The organism is Ruegeria sp. YTSA226 (assembly GCF_059609905.1).
Map to the genome: position 1 here is coordinate 38,167 of NZ_JBXWMQ010000012.1, position 18,926 is coordinate 57,092.

The 18,926-nt window shown below is 58.7% G+C and carries 22 protein-coding genes; 16 read left to right on the top strand and 6 right to left on the bottom strand.

Annotated elements, in window-relative coordinates:
- Positions 1–56: 56 nt before the first annotated feature.
- From AC2FFF_RS14565 to AC2FFF_RS14580, 4 genes are all read left to right on the top strand, one after another.
- A complete protein-coding gene (locus AC2FFF_RS14565) occupies positions 57–935 on the top strand; it encodes a LysR family transcriptional regulator (RefSeq protein WP_142639300.1) in 879 nt (292 codons plus the stop codon).
- Entirely contained in the window at positions 932–1,846 is a 915-nt protein-coding gene (locus AC2FFF_RS14570; RefSeq protein ID WP_281973522.1) for a DMT family transporter, read from the top strand. The genes AC2FFF_RS14565 and AC2FFF_RS14570 overlap by 4 nt, the downstream gene beginning before the upstream one ends.
- A gap of 69 nt (positions 1,847–1,915) precedes the next feature.
- Complete coding sequence (locus AC2FFF_RS14575) at positions 1,916–2,179, top strand: hypothetical protein (RefSeq protein WP_281973521.1); 264 nt, start codon at positions 1,916–1,918, stop codon at positions 2,177–2,179.
- Positions 2,180–2,188: 9 nt separating this feature from the next.
- Entirely contained in the window at positions 2,189–2,692 is a 504-nt protein-coding gene (locus AC2FFF_RS14580; RefSeq protein WP_281973520.1) for a universal stress protein, read from the top strand.
- 5 nt (positions 2,693–2,697) lie between these two features.
- Here the strand turns inward: AC2FFF_RS14580 and AC2FFF_RS14585 are convergent, their stop codons facing one another.
- Positions 2,698–3,030 (bottom strand): ArsR/SmtB family transcription factor, encoded by a 333-nt coding sequence (locus tag AC2FFF_RS14585; RefSeq protein WP_142639170.1) that lies wholly within the window; start codon positions 3,028–3,030, stop codon positions 2,698–2,700.
- Between the two features lie 83 nt (positions 3,031–3,113).
- On the opposite strand from AC2FFF_RS14585, the gene AC2FFF_RS14590 reads away from it, so the two are divergent.
- The 7 genes from AC2FFF_RS14590 to AC2FFF_RS14620 all read left to right on the top strand — a co-directional run bounded on the left by AC2FFF_RS14590 (position 3,114) and on the right by AC2FFF_RS14620 (position 7,818).
- Entirely contained in the window at positions 3,114–4,025 is a 912-nt protein-coding gene (locus tag AC2FFF_RS14590) for a DMT family transporter (RefSeq protein ID WP_271951437.1), read from the top strand.
- Positions 4,026–4,209: 184 nt separating this feature from the next.
- The gene (locus AC2FFF_RS14595; RefSeq protein WP_142639174.1) at positions 4,210–4,542 is read left to right on the top strand and encodes an AtpZ/AtpI family protein; all 333 of its coding nucleotides are present in this window, start codon (positions 4,210–4,212) and stop codon (positions 4,540–4,542) included.
- Positions 4,543–4,544: 2 nt separating this feature from the next.
- Positions 4,545–5,303 (top strand): F0F1 ATP synthase subunit A, encoded by a 759-nt coding sequence (locus AC2FFF_RS14600; protein ID WP_496882983.1) that lies wholly within the window; start codon positions 4,545–4,547, stop codon positions 5,301–5,303.
- 48 nt (positions 5,304–5,351) lie between these two features.
- Positions 5,352–5,576, top strand: coding sequence for a F0F1 ATP synthase subunit C (locus AC2FFF_RS14605; RefSeq protein WP_005981269.1), 225 nt, complete (start codon positions 5,352–5,354; stop codon positions 5,574–5,576).
- An 86-nt stretch (positions 5,577–5,662) separates the two neighbouring features.
- Complete coding sequence (locus tag AC2FFF_RS14610) at positions 5,663–6,214, top strand: F0F1 ATP synthase subunit B' (protein WP_271951428.1); 552 nt, start codon at positions 5,663–5,665, stop codon at positions 6,212–6,214.
- A 5-nt stretch (positions 6,215–6,219) separates the two neighbouring features.
- Positions 6,220–6,780 carry a F0F1 ATP synthase subunit B gene (locus tag AC2FFF_RS14615; RefSeq protein WP_271951426.1) on the top strand — a complete coding sequence of 187 codons (561 nt, stop codon included), beginning with the start codon at positions 6,220–6,222 and terminating at the stop codon, positions 6,778–6,780.
- Positions 6,781–6,957: 177 nt separating this feature from the next.
- Positions 6,958–7,818 carry a glycosyltransferase family 2 protein gene (locus AC2FFF_RS14620; RefSeq protein ID WP_281973519.1) on the top strand — a complete coding sequence of 287 codons (861 nt, stop codon included), beginning with the start codon at positions 6,958–6,960 and terminating at the stop codon, positions 7,816–7,818.
- On the opposite strand, the gene AC2FFF_RS14625 is transcribed toward AC2FFF_RS14620, so the two are convergent.
- Entirely contained in the window at positions 7,815–8,309 is a 495-nt protein-coding gene (locus tag AC2FFF_RS14625) for a metal-dependent hydrolase (RefSeq protein ID WP_281973518.1), read from the bottom strand. The two genes, AC2FFF_RS14620 and AC2FFF_RS14625, sit on opposite strands and share 4 nt — an antisense overlap.
- On the bottom strand, positions 8,309–9,079 hold the full coding sequence (locus AC2FFF_RS14630) for an FCD domain-containing protein (RefSeq protein ID WP_142639185.1): 771 nt from the start codon (positions 9,077–9,079) through the stop codon (positions 8,309–8,311). The genes AC2FFF_RS14625 and AC2FFF_RS14630 overlap by 1 nt, the downstream gene beginning before the upstream one ends.
- A 150-nt stretch (positions 9,080–9,229) precedes the next feature.
- Here AC2FFF_RS14630 and AC2FFF_RS14635 point away from each other — a divergent pair, with 150 nt between their 5' ends.
- The 5 genes from AC2FFF_RS14635 (at position 9,230) to AC2FFF_RS14655 (ending at position 15,833) form a co-directional block, all read left to right on the top strand.
- Positions 9,230–10,420, top strand: coding sequence for an aminotransferase-like domain-containing protein (locus AC2FFF_RS14635; protein ID WP_281973517.1), 1,191 nt, complete (start codon positions 9,230–9,232; stop codon positions 10,418–10,420).
- Between the two features lie 44 nt (positions 10,421–10,464).
- Positions 10,465–10,872 carry a hypothetical protein gene (locus tag AC2FFF_RS14640; RefSeq protein WP_281973516.1) on the top strand — a complete coding sequence of 136 codons (408 nt, stop codon included), beginning with the start codon at positions 10,465–10,467 and terminating at the stop codon, positions 10,870–10,872.
- A 140-nt stretch (positions 10,873–11,012) separates the two neighbouring features.
- Complete coding sequence (locus AC2FFF_RS14645) at positions 11,013–14,468, top strand: chromosome segregation SMC family protein (protein WP_496750990.1); 3,456 nt, start codon at positions 11,013–11,015, stop codon at positions 14,466–14,468.
- A 54-nt stretch (positions 14,469–14,522) separates the two neighbouring features.
- Positions 14,523–14,873: a hypothetical protein gene (locus AC2FFF_RS14650; RefSeq protein ID WP_281973514.1), complete on the top strand. Its 351-nt coding sequence runs from the start codon at positions 14,523–14,525 to the stop codon at positions 14,871–14,873.
- A gap of 162 nt (positions 14,874–15,035) precedes the next feature.
- Positions 15,036–15,833 carry a class II glutamine amidotransferase gene (locus AC2FFF_RS14655; protein ID WP_142639195.1) on the top strand — a complete coding sequence of 266 codons (798 nt, stop codon included), beginning with the start codon at positions 15,036–15,038 and terminating at the stop codon, positions 15,831–15,833.
- Positions 15,834–15,853: 20 nt separating this feature from the next.
- Here the strand turns inward: AC2FFF_RS14655 and AC2FFF_RS14660 are convergent, their stop codons facing one another.
- The 3 genes from AC2FFF_RS14660 to AC2FFF_RS14670 are packed head-to-tail and all read right to left on the bottom strand — an operon-like array spanning position 15,854 to position 18,911.
- Complete coding sequence (locus AC2FFF_RS14660) at positions 15,854–17,017, bottom strand: lytic murein transglycosylase (protein ID WP_281973513.1); 1,164 nt, start codon at positions 17,015–17,017, stop codon at positions 15,854–15,856.
- 11 nt (positions 17,018–17,028) lie between these two features.
- A complete protein-coding gene (cbiB, locus tag AC2FFF_RS14665; protein ID WP_281973512.1) occupies positions 17,029–17,949 on the bottom strand; it encodes an adenosylcobinamide-phosphate synthase CbiB in 921 nt (306 codons plus the stop codon).
- Positions 17,946–18,911: a threonine-phosphate decarboxylase gene (locus tag AC2FFF_RS14670; RefSeq protein ID WP_281973511.1), complete on the bottom strand. Its 966-nt coding sequence runs from the start codon at positions 18,909–18,911 to the stop codon at positions 17,946–17,948. The genes cbiB and AC2FFF_RS14670 overlap by 4 nt, the downstream gene beginning before the upstream one ends.
- Between the last annotated feature and the right edge of the window lie 15 nt (positions 18,912–18,926).

Below are 18,926 nucleotides of genomic sequence, written 5' to 3' on the forward strand. Positions count from 1 at the left end.
ACAAAACTCTGGTAAGTCAACAGGGTCTGTTAGAATTTGCACAATGGAAAACCGCAGTGGACAACTGGGACGAGGTAAGAACCGCCTATCAGGTGGCGCGTATGGGAACGGTCAGTGGCGCGGCCGAGGTCCTGGGTGTGCATCATGCCACCGTCATTCGCCACATTGATGCAATTGAGGCCCGGCTGGCGGTCAAGCTGTTCCAGCGCCATGCGCGCGGCTATACCCCGACCGAAGCCGGAGAGGACCTGTTGCGTGTGGCACAGGCGACTGAGGATCAGTTCAATCAACTGATCGGCCGTATGAAGGGTCGGGGTGATGACGTGTCGGGCGAGTTGGTCGTGACGTCTCTGTCCTCTCTGGCATCTCTGGTGGTGCCGGTTCTTGCCGAGTTTCAGCGACGGCACCCGGAACTGATCGTCCGGTATCTGACCGGTGATCGGCTGTTTCGTCTGGAATATGGCGAAGCGCACGTGGCGATCCGTGCCGGGTCAGCGCCTGATCAGCCCGACAATGTGGTTCAGTCCTTTATGAAGCAAGAGGTCGGGTTATACGCCAGCACCGATTATGTCGCGCTGCACGGCAAGCCTGGCAGCCTGGATGACTTTGCGGATCATTCTTTCATCAGTACCGATGACGAAAACAGCCGAGCGCCGTTTTCCCGCTGGTTGCGCCAGACCGTGCCAGCCGAGCGCATCACCTTCCGTTGTACCAACAACTTCTGTATCCGCGAGGCGGTCCTGTCCGGGGCGGGTATCGGTTTCATGCCACGTTGGTCAGCTGCAGGAGATCCGAATCTGGTCGAAGTGATCGACCCGATGCCGGAATGGTTTGGTGATCTGTGGCTTGTTACCCATGTGGATCTGCATCGCACGACCAAGGTGCAGGCCTTTCTGACCTATCTGAAAGAGCAATCCAAGAGCTGGGCAAAATGAGTCAACAGGCGCGTGGCCATCTGGCCATGCTGATTTTTTCGGCCCTGGTTGCAGGGAGTTTCTCGCTGGGGTCACTGATCGCCAATCAGATCGCGCCCGAAGCCATTACCGCGGCCCGGTTCGGCATCGCATCCGTGGTGATTGGGGGTGCCGCCCTTATGACCACCGGCCTGCCGCGCAGCGCGGCACAAGCCTCGTGGCGCTATTTGGTTCTGGGCGGAGTATTCGCGGCCTATTTCGTGTTGATGTTCTACGGGTTGAAAACTGCACCGCCTGTCAACGCGGCAGCGGTCTTTACGCTGACTCCGGTTATGGCCGCATTCGCCGGTTGGATCTTGTTGCGCCAGATCACCACACCAAGGATGGCGCTTGCACTGACCCTTGGGGCAGTCGGGGCGCTGTGGGTGATCTTTCGCGCCGATTGGCAAGCCGTGCGCGCGTTCGATATCGGGCAGGGGGAAATCATCTATTTCTGGGGCTGTGTCGCGCATGCTTTGTATACTCCCCTTGTACGCAAGCTGAACCGTGGAGAGCCTGCAGTGGTGTTTACCTTTGGTACGCTTCTGGCGGGATGCCTAATGCTGACGATCTACGGGTGGTCCGAGATCCGTGCCACCGACTGGGCGAACCTGCCAGCGATAGTCTGGGTGGGTTTGATTTATGTTTCGGTCTTTGCAACCGCGGCCAGTTTCGTGCTGGTTCAGTATTCAACGCTGCGCCTGCCATCGGCAAAGGTGATGGCTTATACTTATCTGGTTCCCAGTTGGGTCATTCTGTGGGAAATCTCTCTGGGGCAGCAGGCGGTTGGCCCTGTCGTCTATTTTGGTGCCGGTCTGACGATCCTGGCCCTGGTTTTGCTACTGAAATCCGAGGAGGGCAAACCCGCGCGTCCTTTGCCGCAAGCCGATTGAACTTGTGAAACGACCAAATTGTGTCAGGCTTAGCCCTAGACCAGAATATGAAACGTCCAAGGGGACGACATGAAACCAGTTCTTTCCATAATGATATTGGTGGCTTGCGGCGCCTGTGCCGGGTCATCTGAAACGGATTTACAAGCCAGTTGCGAGGCGCTGGTCGCAGCCGAAACTGGAACGCGGCCCGGGGATGTTCGGGCAATGTCCACCGATACCGAACCGGGCGGGTCGGTCACGACGGTTTCCGTTACCGGGGCCCAGGCCCCGTGGTTGTGTCGGGCGGACCCTTCGGGGGTCGTGACCGGTGTTGAATACAGTCAGGAAGGCTAGCCCGTTTCAATGTTTGACCAAGCGGGCGACGGTGTTGAGGCAGATCAAGGCCTGGCACCCTCTGGTTTCTCTATGCTTCAGGCCAAGGAGGAACGTCCCATGTACAGTCATATCATGATCCCGGTTGATCTTCATCTGCCACCCGAGGTGCGCAAGGCCGCCAAAGTTGCAGCAGCTATAGCCGAATGGCAGGGGGCCAAGATTACTTTGGTCAGTGTCACCGGCACCCAACCGGGTGACCCTGTTCAGTCAGATGCTGCGATTGACAAGAACTTACGTGATTTTGCCAAACAGTTGGCTGAAAGCAGCGGGATCGAAGTGGTGTATCGCAATATCCATTCGGTTGATGTCGCCGCCGAAGTTGACGGTGACCTGACACGGACTGCCGAAGAAATCGAAGCTGACCTTATCGTCGTCGGCACCCATGCGCCGCGTATTACCGACTATATATTCTCGAGCCATGCGGGGTATCTGGCGAAACATGCCAGTGTCTCTGTTTTTGTAGTCAGGTAGGCGGATCATTCCTCGGCTGCGGGCAGTTCAACCTCAAGAAATCGTTCGAACGCGTCCAGATTGACCGGCTCGAACTGCCCGAACCCTTGCATCCAGACGGATGCGGATCGCAGCGCGTCAGGCTCCAGCTTGCACCACTTCACCCGTCCGCGCTTTTCCTGGCTGATCAAACCGGCTCTGGTCAGGATCACCAGGTGTTTTGAAATCGCGGCAAGCGACATCTCGAACGGTTCGGCGACATCCGTCACCGCCATGTCATCCTCCAGCAGCATCGCAAGGATGGCGCGGCGTGTGGGGTCGGCAAGGGCCGCAAAAACGGTATCGAGATCGTTGGACATACTCCTTTCCTAAAGCGCAAGAACCGGTTTGACAATTTTCGGTATGAGGTCACTGTGCCCCGGCATGTGTATCGGGGGTTGGGATGTCACTAAAATACTGGCTGGTGATTTGTATTCTTGGCATCGGCTGGGGCATGTCCTTCATGTTTAATGCCATTTTGCTGCGGGAACTTGGGCCGCTTTCGGTGTCGATGGGACGGGTTGCATTTGGGGCGCTGGGGTGCTGGGTCTATGTGATCGGGGCGCGATTGCCAGTCAATCTGACACTGACACGTGCGTTTGGGTTGTTGGGATTTGGTGCGCTCAGCTATGCCGCACCCTTTGCCTTCTATGCGCTTGGGCAACAGCATATCGCTTCGGGTGTGGCAGGGATCGTCAATGCAACGACACCGGCCTTTGCCGTCATTGTTTCGCATTTCTGGCCCGGAAGTGAACGTGCCACCCTGTTAAAGTCTCTGGGCGTGGTTTGCGGCTTCACCGGTATCGTTGTGCTGTCCCTGCCTGTACTGGGCGGTGGCGCGTCGTCCGAATTTTGGGCGATCCTTCTGACACTTTGCGCACCGATCTGCTATGCGTTCTCAGTCAACATCGCGCGGGCCTTCCGGGATATGCAACCTGTGGTTCTGACCGCCCTTGCATTGACGGGTGCTACGCTGGCCATCACGCCCTTGGCGCTTTGGCAAGAAGGGCTACCCCAAATAACCCGGGCCGAGACTTGGGCCTCGCTGGCGATGATCGGGTTTGTGCTGACATCCGCCGCCTTTATCGCGTTCTACTGGTTGCTGCCCAAGGTTGGCCCGACCAATATCTCGACAGTGACATTGATTGCGCCTGTTTCGGCGCTGGTGCTTGGAACATGGGTGCTGGGAGAAACCCTGCGGCCCGAGCATCTGCTGGGAATGGCAGCGATCTTCGCCGGTCTGCTGCTGATCGACGGGCGCGTGATCAGACGTATCTGGCAGGGGGTGTCGGGCAAAGATCAACCAAAAGGTTGAATATGCGGATTCCGTACCTTTGTACCCGCTTCCTGTGGTTCGGGCTGATCACGTCTATGCTGACTCGGAAAAAATGTCTTTAAAAACAATAGAGTAAAGTGCGGCAATTCGGGCTGCCAACGCCGTTGACTCTGCGCTCTCCGCCCCTTAGCACCGTGCCCAAGACTGTACGAGGGAAACGCCCGTGACTGATGATGACCAAAAGCAGCGTATGGCGCAGCTTGAGGCCAAGATCACGGCGGCAAAAAAGGCCAAGTCAAAGCCTGAGGCCCGTGCGGACGCCGATTATTCGGGAGGCGAGCTTGCCTGGCGGATGGTCATCGAAATGGTATCCGGTCTGGGGATCGGATTTGGCATCGGATACGGGCTGGACAGCCTGTTCGGGACAATCCCGATCTTCCTGGTGCTGTTCACATTGCTGGGTCTGGTCGCCGGAGTAAAGGTTATGCTCCGCAGCGCACAACAGGCGCAAGAGAAACAGATGGCCGACAAGGCCGACGAAGACGAGAGGGACTGAACGTGGCAACTGAGACCACCGCAGCAGAAGGCAGCAGCCTGGTTTTCCATCCGATGGATCAGTTCATCGTCAAACCGCTTTTTGGCGACGGTGCGATTGCTTGGTACACGCCCACTAACGTCACTCTGTGGCTGTTTTTCGCAATTCTCGCCGTGATCGGCCTGCTGGTGCTCAGCACGTCCAAGCGCGCCATTGTCCCGACGCGCATGCAGTCGGTGGCCGAACTGGCCTATGGCTTTATCTACAAGATGCTTGAAGACATCTGCGGCAAGGATGGCGTCAAATACTTCCCCTATGTCATGACCCTGTTCATGTTCATCGTGACCGCGAACTTCCTGGGTCTGATCCCGACCTCGTTCACAACTACATCGCATTTCGCCGTGACCATCCCACTGGCGCTGGCCGTGTTCCTGACTGTGACCATTCTGGGTTTTGTCAAGAACGGCGTCGGGTTCCTGGGCCTGTTCTGGGTCTCCAGCGCGCCGCTGGCGCTGCGCCCGATCTTGGCGATTATCGAGCTGATCTCGTATTTCGTGCGCCCGGTCAGCCACTCCATTCGTCTTGCTGGTAACGTCATGGCAGGCCACGCGGTTATCAAGGTTTTCGCAGGCTTCGCCGCGATTGCCGTGATCTCGCCAGTGTCCGTTCTGGCGATCACCGCAATGTACGGTCTTGAGGTCCTAGTGGCCTTTATCCAGGCCTACGTATTCACCATTCTGACCTGTGTATATCTGAAGGATGCACTGCATCCGTCGCACTAAGGTCCGATACCCAAACATCGAAACTTCCAATTCGTAAGGAGAAACATCATGGAAGGCGATCTCGCACACATCGGCGCAGGCCTGGCAGCAATCGGTTCCGGCGCAGCCGCAATCGGGGTGGGCAACGTAGCAGGCAACTTCCTGGCTGGCGCTCTGCGCAACCCTTCGGCGGCTGCTTCGCAGACCGCAACCCTGTTCATCGGTATCGCATTTGCAGAAGCCCTGGGGATCTTTGCATTCCTAGTTTCGCTGCTGCTGATGTTCGCCGTCTAATCTGCGGAACCTGATCCTTACGCGCAGGTGGGCCCAAGCCATAGCGGCCCACCTGTTGTAAAGACAACGTTCCGACGGAGGACATCATGGCGACAGAACCCGTATACGAAGAGGTGGCTGGCACCTGCGTTGACTCTCATGGGTCGGCGATTGGTATGCCTCAGCTTTGCTTCGATTGGTTCCCCAACCAGATTTTCTGGCTGGTCATCACGCTGGTCGTCATCTTTCTGGTCCTGTCCCGCGTGGCTCTGCCCCGCATCGCGGCAATCCTGGCGGAACGTCAGGGGACCATTACAAATGACCTGGCTGCGGCCGAAGATCTAAAGGCCAAAGCGGTCGAGGCTGAAGAGGCCTATAACAAGGCGCTGGCCGATGCCCGTTCTGAGGCACAGCGTATCGCTGCCGAAGCACGCGCCGAAATCCAGTCTGGTCTGGATGACGCGATTGCCAAGGCAGATGCTGAAATCGCTGCAAAAGCGGCTGAATCGGAAAAGGCTATTGCCGACATCCGTGCAGGTGCGCTGGAAAGCATTCAAATCGTTGCCAAGGATACGGCAGTAGAACTAGTTACCGCTCTGGGTGGCGAGGCTGATGCCAAAACCATCAACGGTGCGGTTGACGCGCAGACAAAAGGATAAGTGACATGCGGAACACTCTTGCCCTTATCCTGACATTTGCTGCCGCCAGCCCCGCGCTGGCCGCAAGTGGCCCGTTTTTCTCGCTTGGCAACACCGACTTTGTGGTTCTGCTGGGCTTCATCGTTTTCATCGCAGTCCTGTTCTACTTCAAGGTCCCGGGCATGATTGGTGGAGCGCTGGATAAGCGTGCCGAAGGCATCAAGTCCGAACTGGACGAAGCTCGCGCCCTGCATGAAGAAGCGCGTAGCCTGCTTGCCTCGTACGAGCGCAAGCAACGCGAGGTTCAGGGTCAGGCGGATGCCATCGTGGCCGCCGCAAAGGAAGATGCGGTTTTGGCTGCTGAGCAAGCCAAGGTCGATCTGGAGAAATCCATCGCGCGCCGTCTGGCGACCGCGCAGGACCAGATTGCATCGGCTGAAGCGTCGGCTGTCAAGGAAGTCCGCGATCAGGCCATCACCGTTGCTATTTCTGCAGCCAATGCTGTGCTGGCCAAGCAGATGACCGCCACGCAGGCCAACAAGCTGATCGACGCATCCATTGCGGATGTGAACGAAAAGCTTCACTAAGACAATTCCGGCCCGGCAGCACATCTGCCGGGTCCGGACATTGGGCTGCGAATCTCGCACCCCGCTTCCCGATTTGACCGGGGACCGATTGTCTGCGTTACATATTCGGAAACACTCCAACCAATTTTGCGCCCGTGCGACGGCATATGCCGAAACCGGGCTGGATAAGAGCCCTTTATGACCGAATTGCCGACAATCAGTGTCGTTATTCCCAACCTGAACTGCGTCGATTTCATCGAACGGACAATCCTCTCTGTGCTTGAGCAGGAATATCCTAAGCTGGACCTGATCCTGACGGACGGCGGTAGCACCGATGGTTCGATGGAGGTGGTCGAAAAGTACCGCGATGCGTTTTCACATATCATCTCGGGCCCGGATACCGGGCAGGCCAACGCTGTAAACAAAGGCTTTGCAGTGGCCACGGGCGACGTAATGGGTTGGATCAATTCGGACGATGTTCTTATTCCCGGCGGCCTTGCCACGGTAGGATCGCTGTTTTCGTTGAACAAAAACATGAATTGGATGACCGGGCGGGTCACGTGCATTGACGAAGAAGACAATGTCCTGACTGTACGGCGCCCAAAGCCCGTTTCACGGGTAAGACTGCTTGCCGGGGACTATCAGTGGGTTCAGCAGGAATCGACCTATTGGCGGCGTGACCTTTGGGATCAGGTCGGGGGCCAACTAAACGAGAACCTCAAGCTTGCCGTCGACGGAGAGTTATGGCTGCGGTTTTCGCGACATACCGATTTGGTGCCCGTGCATGCTCAGGTTGGGGCTTTCCGGTTCCGCAAGGGCCAGCGGTCCGAAGCGGCTGAGGCTTACCATGCGGAAATGCTTCAGGCGATTGAGGTCGAGCGTCAGGCGCAGAGCCGGTCGGATGACCTGATTGGGGCGATATTGGACACGCCGTTGGAATTGCGCTCTCGGACCGAAGCTGAAGGGTTGTTTCCGTCGCTGTCCAGTCAGGACCCGAAGGCAATGAAACGGCCAAATTTGTGGGTTCACAGTCTTAAGCGGCGGTTGAACGGAATTTAACCCTCAAGGCCCTGCTGTTTCTTGCGCCTGCTGGTCCACCACACATAGGCCGCCAGGAGAGTGATTGCGATTTCGATCTTGAAGGTCCAATGGCTTAGAAAAGATAAAATCCAATGAGAATGCGTGGCCTGAACAACCACCAGCGGGTGGGTGAATTCGAAAATTGGCCAAGCCCATGCCACTTCGCCAACAATCGAATCCAAGGTCATATGCACCAGACCCCCGGCGCCGAAGGCTGCAGTAATGAGTCCTGCGCGCGGGAATCTTAGCCACAGCAGCAGGCCGAGCGTCAGGATGCCGAGCCAAAGCAGAGGGCGGTGTGTGAGGTATTCGTGATGGTGGTGGCTGCGATTGTCTACGAAATAGAACCACAGCAAATCGATATCTGGGGCGATGGAACCAATCATCGCAGCGGCAAACGCAGCTTTATCCAATCCGGGCGTCGCAGTGCGAAAGACCAGATACGCACCAGGTAGGTGCCCAATGAACATCAGTGCTGTCCTGTCTCATGGTCCAGGCGCTGCTGCGCAATGGCTTCGTTCCGCAGGGCTTTCTGGTGGTCTTCCATGCAGATGCGAACAAAGCCCAGATGCTCCTGGACTGCAACGCGCGCAGCCTCAGGGTCGCGTGCCTGCAGCGCTGAATTGATTTCCCGGTGCTGATCCAGAATGGCGTCTCGCGTCGTACGCTGCCGGAACATCATCTGCCGATTGTAGAAGACACCCTGTCGTAGCAGGTCGAACATCGACCGCATCATATGCAGCATGACCACGTTGTGACTGGCCTCAATGATGGCCATGTGGAACTGCGCATCCAGATGGGCCTCTTCCTCGGCCGCATTGCGGGCATGGGCGGCTTCCATCTTGTCAAAGATCGCCTGTACGACCTTCAGGTCGCTTTCCGACCCCAGTCTTGCCGCGCGTTCTGCTGCAAGCCCTTCCATGTCCCGGCGGAAGGACAGATAGTCGAAAACCGCCTCGTCATGGCTGCTGAACAACCGGATCAGAGCCGGTGAAAAAGCCGAGCCTAAGACTTCGGCAACATAGATTCCTGACCCCGCCTTGGCTGTCAGCAAACCCTGATGCTGAAGATCAGAAATCGCTTCGCGCAGCGAGGGGCGTGAAACGCCCAGACGGTCGGCCAGTTCCCGTTCTGCAGGCAAACGTTCTCCGGGGCGCAGGATCCCGCGCAGAATCAGCAACTCGATTTGTTTGACCACCGCAATGGACAGCTTTTCAGTTTGGATCTTTTGGAAGGGCATGGCGGCGCGTTTTCGAAATTGGTCAATTCATATGACCACGTATCCGGGCCTGGTTCAAGCAGGGGGGTGGAGTTGAATTTAGGTCAGCAATATTGACATTATAAAATTTGCACCTAGGGTGGGTCGCAACAGGGCAGGAGGAGGCCAAGGATGACCCAGAATCTGTTTGCAACGCGGGCGTCCCGGATGAAAGCATCGGAAATCCGCGAGTTGTTGAAACTTCTTGATCAGCCGGGAATCATCTCGTTCGCGGGCGGCATCCCAGACCCAAACCTGTTTCCCACCGAGGCCTTTGCCCAAGCTTGTCAGGCCGCTTTGAGTGCTGGGCCGCAGGCGCTGCAATATTCAGTCAGCGAGGGCTATGTTCCATTGCGCGAATGGCTTGTGCAGCATATGCGCGAGATCGGCGTCGATTGTAGTGTCGATAACATCCTGATCACCTCGGGATCGCAACAGGCCTTGGATTATCTGGGCAAGCTCTATTTGTCGCCAGAGGATACTGCGTTGATCGGCTGGCCGACCTATCTGGGGGCGATCAACGCCTTTGATGCCTACGAGCCCCGGTTCGACCGTCTTATGCTTAACGGCAATAGAGGTGCCGCCGAATATTCTGAAGCTGCTGGCGAGGGCGCGGTCAAATTCGCTTATCTGTCGCCTGATTTCGCAAATCCAACCGGTGAGACCGTTGACCTGCGTGGTCGAGAATACCTGCTGAATCTTGCCGATGATCTGAATATAGCGGTGATCGAGGACGGCGCCTATCAGGCTCTGCGCTATGAAGGAGATGCCATCCCTCCGGTTTTGGCGTTAGAACAGGCGCGAAAAGGGTCGATCGAGGCCTGCCGTACGATCTATTGCGGTAGCTTCTCGAAAACGCTGTCTCCCGGTTTGCGCGTTGGCTGGGTGGTGGCCGCCAAGCCCATTATCTCGCAACTGGTATTGGTCAAGCAGGCGGCGGATTTGCATTCGCCCACGTTGAACCAGATGGCGGTTGAGCAGGTTGCCCGCGCGCATTTTGACACGCACATCCCGCTTTTGCGCCAGACCTATGGTGCCAGGCGCGATGCTATGCTGGAGGCGCTGCAACAGAACATGCCCGATGGTGTTCAGTGGACGCATCCGCAGGGCGGCATGTTCATCTGGGTGACTCTGCCTACTGGTATGAACGGGGCAGACCTGCTGGCCCGTGCGCTCGACACAGTGAAACTGGCCTTTGTACCGGGTCGGGCCTTTTTCGCAGATGGCTCGGGCGCCAATACGATCCGGTTGAGTTTCTCGAACTCGGATGAGGATACGATCCGCGAAGGTATTCGCCGCTTGGGAATAGTACTTAGGGCCTGAGCGAAGGAAAGGTTCTGTTAACCAGTTTTGGCAATGATGCGGATATGATCCGGATTTTGTCTTTTCTGATGCTGGCTGCATGTTCGGCCGGGACCCCTCACTTTCGCGATGTTCAGGCGACGCGTATCGCTGTGAATGGCAGCGTATTTGATGTTCGCGTGCGCGGAGATCTGGCCGAAGCCGTTCGGGTTAATTCGCAATACGCTCCGCGTCTTGGCCCGATCCGCGAACGAGCGGCCATGGCGATGGCTCAGGTCTCGGGATGCCCGATACTGGATGTCCTGGGCGACGCGGCCGTGACCGTTGGCGTTTTGGGTTGTGACCGCGCCATGGGCAAGCGGTTGCTGCTGACGGCGGTTTCAGTCCCGAATTACGAATGCATTGATACCGGGCTGTTTCAAGACCTTGGTGACGGCGACGGCTATCAGGTCTTTGAGTGTACAGCCTACTGAATCGCGCTTTTTCTTGCGGATTTAGGCAAGATGTTGTGGATAAGTGGGCCATATATCCCATATCCTGCGCGACTCCGTTGACTCAACCCCAATCCGTTGCGCAGACTTCGAAGGTATAGGAATCACGGGACCCATTGCCTTTGCGCTTTAGCAAACTCAAACTCACCGGCTTCAAAAGCTTTGTTGATCCGACCGATCTGATTATCGCGGATGGGTTGACCGGTGTTGTGGGCCCTAATGGTTGTGGCAAATCCAATCTGCTGGAAGCTCTGCGTTGGGTGATGGGGGAAAACCGACCCAAATCCATGCGCGGTGGCGCGATGGAAGATGTGATTTTCGCTGGGGCCGCCACGCGGCCGGCCCGCAATTTTGCCGAAGTTGTGCTGACCATGGACAACTCCGAGCGGCTCGCGCCCTCGGGTTTCAATGACAGCGACCAGCTTGAGATTGTCCGCCGCATCACCCGAGATGTCGGCAGCGCCTATAAGACCAATGGCAAGGATGTGCGGGCGCGTGATGTGCAGATGTTGTTCGCCGACGCCTCAACGGGTGCGCATTCTCCGGCGCTGGTCGGACAGAACCGCATTGCCGAACTGATTAACGCCAAACCCCGCTCTCGCCGCCGCATTCTGGAAGAGGCGGCCGGAATTTCGGGCCTCTATCAGCGCCGACACGAGGCCGAGTTGAAGCTGAAGGGTACCGAGGCCAACCTGACCCGTGTGGATGACGTGCTGGAACAACTGGGCGGACAGCTGGCGCAGCTGGCCCGTCAGGCGCGTCAGGCCGCCCGCTATCGCGAAATCGGAGAGCAGCTGCGCCAAGCCGAAGGCATGTTGCTCTATCGTCGCTGGAAAGAGGCCGACATGGCCCGCCAGCAGGCCGAGGAAAAGCTGCGCGAACGCCTGACCGAGGCGTCGCGCGCCGAAGCTGAAGCACGCTCTGCCGTCGCAAGCCGGGCGGAAATCGAAGAAACCCTGCCACCCCTGCGCGAAGAAGAGGCCATTGCCGCCGCCGTCCTGCAGCGCCAGCAGGTGCAGCGGGATCAGTTGTCAGATCAGGAAACCCGCGCCCGTCAGACGATTGAGACATTGACTAATCGCATTCAGCAGCTTGGTAACGATATCGAGCGCGAGGCCGGGCTGAACCGCGATGCGGGGCAGATGATCGAACGGCTGGAATGGGAAGCTCGTGAATTGGCCAAAGCTGCCGATGGCCACGACGAAAAAGTCGCCGAGGCCGCCGAGGTCGCGCGCGAAGCGGCCTCTGTCCTGCAAGACCGCGAAGACCACTTGTCACAAGAGACTGAGGATATGGCGCGTCTGGTTGCGCGCCACCAGTCCGGCCAGCGATTGGTCGACGACAGCCGCAAAACGCTGGCCAGGTCGGAAGGTGAAGAGGAAAAGGCCCGCGCAGCGGTGGATGAGGCGAAAACAGCCCTGACCCGCGCCGCCGAGGCATTTGAGGCCGCGCAAGAGGGTGAAGAAGAGGCTCGCGAGGCCTCTGAAGCCGCCGAAGAGGCACTGGCCGCCGCTGACGAGTTACGCAATGAAACCCAGGGCCGCGAGGCCGAGGCGCGTGCGAAAAGATCCGAAGCTGAAGGTGAGCTGGGTGCGATCCGCGCCGAGACCACAGCTCTGGCCAAGCTGGTTGAACGGGATACCGCAGAAGGAGGGCAGGTGCTCGACATGCTGCGTGTGGCTCCGGGTTATGAAAAGGCATTGGGCGCTGCGCTTGCGGATGATCTAAGGGCACCCTTGGTCGAGGGCGACGGGCCATCAGGCTGGGTTCCGGTTGCGGGCTATGATGCCGATCAATCGCTGCCCAATGGGGCCGAGCCGCTGGCCTTGCATGTATCCGGTCCTGATCGCCTCAGCCGCCGGATCGCGCAGATTGGTTTGGTCGACGCGGATCAGGGCGCGCGGTTGCAGGCATCGTTGAAGCCGGGCCAAAGGTTGGTGTCGCGTTCGGGCGATCTGTGGCGGTGGGACGGATTCCGTGCCTGGGCCGAGGATGCGCCAAGTGCGGCCGCCCTGCGGCTTGAACAGCTCAACAAACTTGAGGCACTGAAACAGGAACTGGCCCGGACTGAGGCGCAGGCCGACGGTGCCCGCGCTGCACACGAGACGCTGTCGCAACAACTGGCCGACGTGACCGAGGCTGACCGCCGCGCCCGCGAGGCACGCCGCGCCGCCGATCAGCGCATGGCTGAAACCGCGCGTCTGCTCAGCAGGGCCGAGGCCGATCGCAATCTGGCGCAGGGCAGGCTGGAAACGCTGGCGCTTGCCGTTGATCGCCACAAAGAGGATGCGATGTCCGCCCGTGCCCAGCTGCGCGAGGCCGAGGGCGCCTTGACCGGTCTGGGCAATCTCGACAATGCCCGCGCGCAGGTCGAAGACATCAAACAGACGGTCGAGGCGGCGCGGATCACGATGCTGACTCACCGCTCGTCCCATGACGAGCTGCGCCGCGAGGGCGAGGCCCGTACCCGCCGTACACAAGAGGTCACCAAGGACCTCAGCGGTTGGCGGCACCGCCTGGACAGCGCCGAAAAGCGAATCTCGGAACTGGCCGAGCGCAAGGAAAGTTCCGAGGAAGAGCTATCCGAAGCGATGGCTGCTCCGGGCGAAATCGCCGAGGCGCGTGAAGAGTTGAACGAATTGATCGAAACTGCCGAAGCCCGCCGGGCCGAGGCCGCCGACAAGTTGGCTGCCGCCGAGGCCCGCCAGCGAGAGATTGTGCTGGCTGAGCGCGAAGCGGAACGTTTGGCTTCGGAGGCGCGCGAAAGCCGCGCCGCCGCTGAGGCGCGCTGTGATGCAGCCAAAGAGGCCGTATCGGCAGCGGCCGAGCGTATCGCTGAGGATCAACAGCTAACCCCGAACCAGTTGCTGAACCAGCTGGATGTGAATCCCGACCAGATGCCAGCTGCCGATGCTCTTGAGGCCGAGGTCAACCGCCACAAACGCCAGCGAGATGCGATGGGCGCGGTAAACCTGCGTGCCGAAGAGGACAGCAAAGATGTTCAGGAAGAATTCGACACGCTGAACGGCGAAAAGGCCGATCTCGAAGAGGCGATCAAAGCGCTGCGCAGCGGCATCTCCAGCCTCAACCGCGAAGGACGCGAACGGCTACTGACCGCGTTTGAACAGGTGAATTCGAACTTCGCCATGTTGTTCAAGCATCTCTTTGGTGGTGGCGAGGCCAATCTGGTCATGGTCGAAAGCGACGACCCGCTGGATGCCGGCCTTGAAATCATGTGCCAGCCGCCGGGCAAGAAATTGTCGACGCTCAGCCTGCTTTCGGGCGGTGAACAGACCCTGACCGCGACGGCCCTGATCTTTGGCGTCTTTCTGGCGAACCCGGCTCCGATCTGTGTTCTGGACGAGGTCGATGCGCCGCTGGATGATGCCAACGTGACCCGGTTCTGCGACCTTCTGGACGAGATGTGCCGCCAGACCGACACACGGTTCCTGATCATCACCCACCACGCGGTGACCATGGCGCGGATGGATCGTCTGTTCGGCGTGACCATGCAAGAACAGGGTGTCAGCCAGCTGGTCTCGGTTGATCTGAAGAAAGCCGAACAGATGGTCGCCTGACCTCTCACTGCAACGTTATGATCGGTTTCGTAAGAATTGGGTTAGTCTGCTGCCATGACCCGTTTCCTGATCATCGCCCTACTGACTGCTACCCCTTTAGGGGCCGCGGAATGGACGACCAAGCCCGATGACGTCCCCCTGACCCAACAAGAGTTGACGGCGCTGGCGGGTCGGACGCTGACCTTTTATGATGACGGGCAGTCGCGATATTCGGCTGGCGGGGCCTATTCCTATACCTATGCCAGCGGAGAATCTGCGTTCGGAACCTATTCCATCGCGGAGGATGGCAGTATCTGCGTGCAATACAGAAACGGGTTCGGTCGATGTGATCTTTATGTCCTGAGTGCTGGACGCCTGATCCTGATCACGGAAAAGGGAGAGCGTTTCCCGGTACGGCCCGAGTGACATTCAAGAAACCGCGGCAACTATTGAAATTGATCTGAATATGTGGGTTTTTGGTGGTCATTTAATCGTAATATTTCAAAATTAGATGGGGATCAGGGGCGAATTCTCACCCCGCGTTGTTGTAAGTTCCCGTATCAACAACGGATCAAAAGAGGCGGGTCGATGTGCAGATTTCTGGCTTGGGCGGGTGCGAAACGGTTTCTGGACGAACTTGTCATGGACCAGGAACAGTCGCTGGTGCATCAAAGCAGAAACGCCCTGATTGGCAAAACGCCGATCAACGCGGATGGTTTTGGGTTGGCCTGGTATTCCGGGCGCGAAACGCCGTGTTTTTACAAAGACACCAACCCGGCTTGGTCGGATGCCAACCTGAAACAGTTGACCCATCACACGAAATCGCACCTGTTCCTGGCGCATGTACGTGCCTCAACTGGGACTGCCACGTCGCGGAACAACTGCCATCCTTTTGGCTGTGGTAAGTGGAGCTTTATGCATAACGGGCAGGCAGGTGGCCATGACCGTATCCGCCAACAGCTTGACGGGATGATACCGGGCCACCTGTACGATCATCGCCTTGGCGCAACTGAAAGCGAGGCGATTTTTCTGATTGCCCATGGCGAAGGGTTGGACGCCGAACCCATCGCCGCGATGGAGCGTGCGGTGCACCGTGTCGAAGTGCTTGCCCGCGCCAAAGGAAGCCTACCCCATATGCGCTTTGCCGCCTGCTGGTCCGATGGAGATCGCCTGTTTGCTGCGCGCTATGCCTCGGACCGTTTCGCACCCAGCCTGCATTACAGGCCCTGCGATGATGGGATCATTATCGCGTCTGAGCCGCTGGATGCGAAGAATGGCGATTGGGCCGAGATCCCGGCAAATACCGCCATCGAAACACGCGGCGATAGGCTGCAAATGCATGTGTTTGAGCCGAACGGGCGATCTTTGGACGCCGAAGTCGCCTAGATCGCCGTATCGAAGAGCGACTAGAGCCGGTTCAACAACTCAGCCGTTGGCCAGGCATCCGCAGGCAGGCCTAGTCGTGTTTGCTCTGACTGGACAGCCGCGCGGGTCCCAGCGCCCAGAATCCCGTCGATCTTGCCCACATTATGGCCGCGCGCCTGCAGCTTGCTTTGCAGCTGCTTCATCTGTGCACCCGATAAGCCTTGGGCCGCGTTGCCCGCGTCATAGACCTGTGCCCCTTCAAGCCGGGTGCCGAAATAGGCGGCGGTCAGCACATAGACAAAGCTCTGATTCCATTCGAAATACACATCAAAATTTGGATAGGCCAGAAAGGCAGGCCCGTTATGCCCTTGCGGTAGGATCAGCGAGGCGGGCAGGTTGGTGAGGGACCCGTTGCGTGCCTGAACGCCCATCGCCTGCCAATCAGAAACCGAACGCGGTTTGCCCGGGCCCGATAGCGACCAATCCATCCGTGCGGGTACGGTGACCTCTTGCAGCCAAGGCTGCCCCGGTTGCCAGCCCAGATGCGACAGCATCTTGGCGCCCGACATAAGCGCATCGGGCGCAGAGGTCTTTAGCGAAACCTTGCCGTCACCATCGCCATCGACCCCGTTTTCCAGAATGTCTCGGGGCAGCATCTGCACCATTCCAATCTCGCCAGCCCAGGCACCTGACGTGCGGGCCGGGTCGAAATTTCCCCGGCTGTACAGCTCAATCGCGGCGAACACCTGAGGCCGGAACAATTCTGGACGACGGCAATCATGCGCCAGCGTCACCAGCGCGTTGCGGGTGTTGAAATCCCCCTGAAACGCCCCGTAATCCGTTTCGAACGCCCAAAATGCCAACAGCACCCCGCGCGAGACACCATATTGTTGCTCGATCCGGTCAAACACCGCGTCGTATTTGCGCGACATGGCCTGACCCCGGTCGATCCGGTTTTGTGAAATCAGGTGTCGCGAAAAATCAATGAACGGTTTCTGGAACACGCCCTGTGCCCGGTCGGCTTTCAATACCGCGTTGTCTTGTTGCACACCTTTGAAGAAGGCATTGACGGTGGATTTATCAAAGCCTTGCTGAACGGCCTCGGCCTTCAACCCCTTCACGAAGGAATTGAAACCCCCGCCACATTGGGCAAACGCAGGTGAAGCAAACAAGGCGGCGGCAACAAGGCCGGAAAGAAAACGCATGGACAGGTCCGTCAGATTATGAAGCTGACCCCAACCCACACTGACACGAGGCCAAGCGCAAGCCCCCATATCCTCCAAAGCATGTCACATGCGCGGAAAACCTCTGGCGCACCAATTTCGCGCGGGGCATTGCCGTTGACCCAGGCCAGATCACGGAGCTTTCCGTCATAACTGCGCGGCCCGGCAAGGGCCACGCTCAGCGCGCGTGCCATTGCCGCCTCGGGCCAGCCAGCGTTGGGAGAGATATGGCGGCGCGCATCGCCCACCATCTGCTCCCATTTCGCCCATTGGTTTGACAAGATGACGATCAACAGAAAGGTCAGTCGTGCCGGGATCAGGTTCAGGACATCGTCCAACCGCGCAGCTGCCCATCCGAAATCACGGTATTTATCCGTGCGATAGCCGACCATGCTGTCGGCGGTATTGATCGCCTTGTAGACCAGAAGCCCTGGCAGGCCACCCACCAGAAACCAGAAGGCCGGCGCGATGACTCCGTCGCTGAGGTTTTCAGCCGCGCTCTCGATCGCGGATCGGGCGACCTGTGCTTCAGTCATGTCCTTGGTGTCACGTGACACGATCATGGCGACCTTCGCGCGCCCATCGACCAGCGAGGTCTGCAAACCCTCGCCAACAGCGCGGACATGTTCCACCAGCGATTTTTGTGCCAACAGCACAGCGCAGATGATGGTGCCGATGATCGGGCCAAGCAAAGACAGAAGCCCCCCAAGCCCAGCGGCACCTGCGACCAGCAGCGCGGCAACAGCTATGCCCTTGAGGCGACGGTACGAGCCATGGTTCAGGCGGTCGTCAAGCCACCCGATGAGTTTACCAATCATAACGGCGGGGTGCCGGACGCGCGACCACAGCCAATCCGGCTCGCCCAGTGCAGCATCCAGACACATGGCGCAGACTAAGATAAAGGCGGTGCTCACAGGGCCGCCTCAAGCCGCGCCCAGCCATCTGCCGGTGGCAGGCCAAGGCGTAGATAGGTTTGCGAATAGGGGAATACACGACTCCAGATATGTGCGCGGGCCAGACGGTCTTGCCAGGCGCTGGCGTCGTCGACCTGATAGAGCCGGAACAGGCTGGTGCCGCCGATCAGCTGCGCGCCTTTCTGCGTTACCATCCGATCCATCCGGGCGGCATCGGCCGCCAAAAGCAGGCGGGTCTCGTCAGCCCAGGCCGTGTCGCGCAACGCTTGCTCTCCGATCCGCAAGGCGGGACCTGAGACCGCCCAAGGCCCGGTCAGATCGTTCAAACGTGCGATCAGATCGGGGCGTGCGATGGCAAATCCCAGTCGTACCCCCGCCAGCCCCCAGAACTTGCCAAAGCTTTTTAGCACGATAACACCGGGCCGGTGGGCAAGATGGATCAGCGAGGCATCGGGCGTGACGTCGCAAAAGCTCTCGTCGATAATCGTCAGGGGGGCATCCACATCGCCCACGCTCCAGATGCGCCCATCTGGGTTGTTGGGGTGCACGATCACGCGCGCCTCAACTGGGCCGGAGTTCTGTAGCGTCCAACCCTGCGCGGCAAAGGCGGCGGCATGTTCGTTATAGGTCGGAGTGGTAATCTGAACCCGGCCGGTTGCAGCCAGCGCAGGAATGCGGGCGATCAGAGCAGATGCGCCGGGTGCAGGCAGGATCTCTGCACCTTCGGGAACAGACCAGAAACTGCGGGCCGCATCGGTCAGCCGTTCAAATGCGCCATGGTCTGGCAGTTCCGTCCAATCCGATGGGGTGAGCCCGGCAACCTCGTAGGGAACCGGGTTGATTCCGGTGGACAGGTCGATCCAATCGTTGCGCTTGCCGCCATAGACAGACATGGCCCCATCCAGCCCACCGCCATGGTCCCGGGCGGCCCGCGGATTCAAATCTCTGTTTTCGCGCGCCATCGGGCCCCTCGCCGG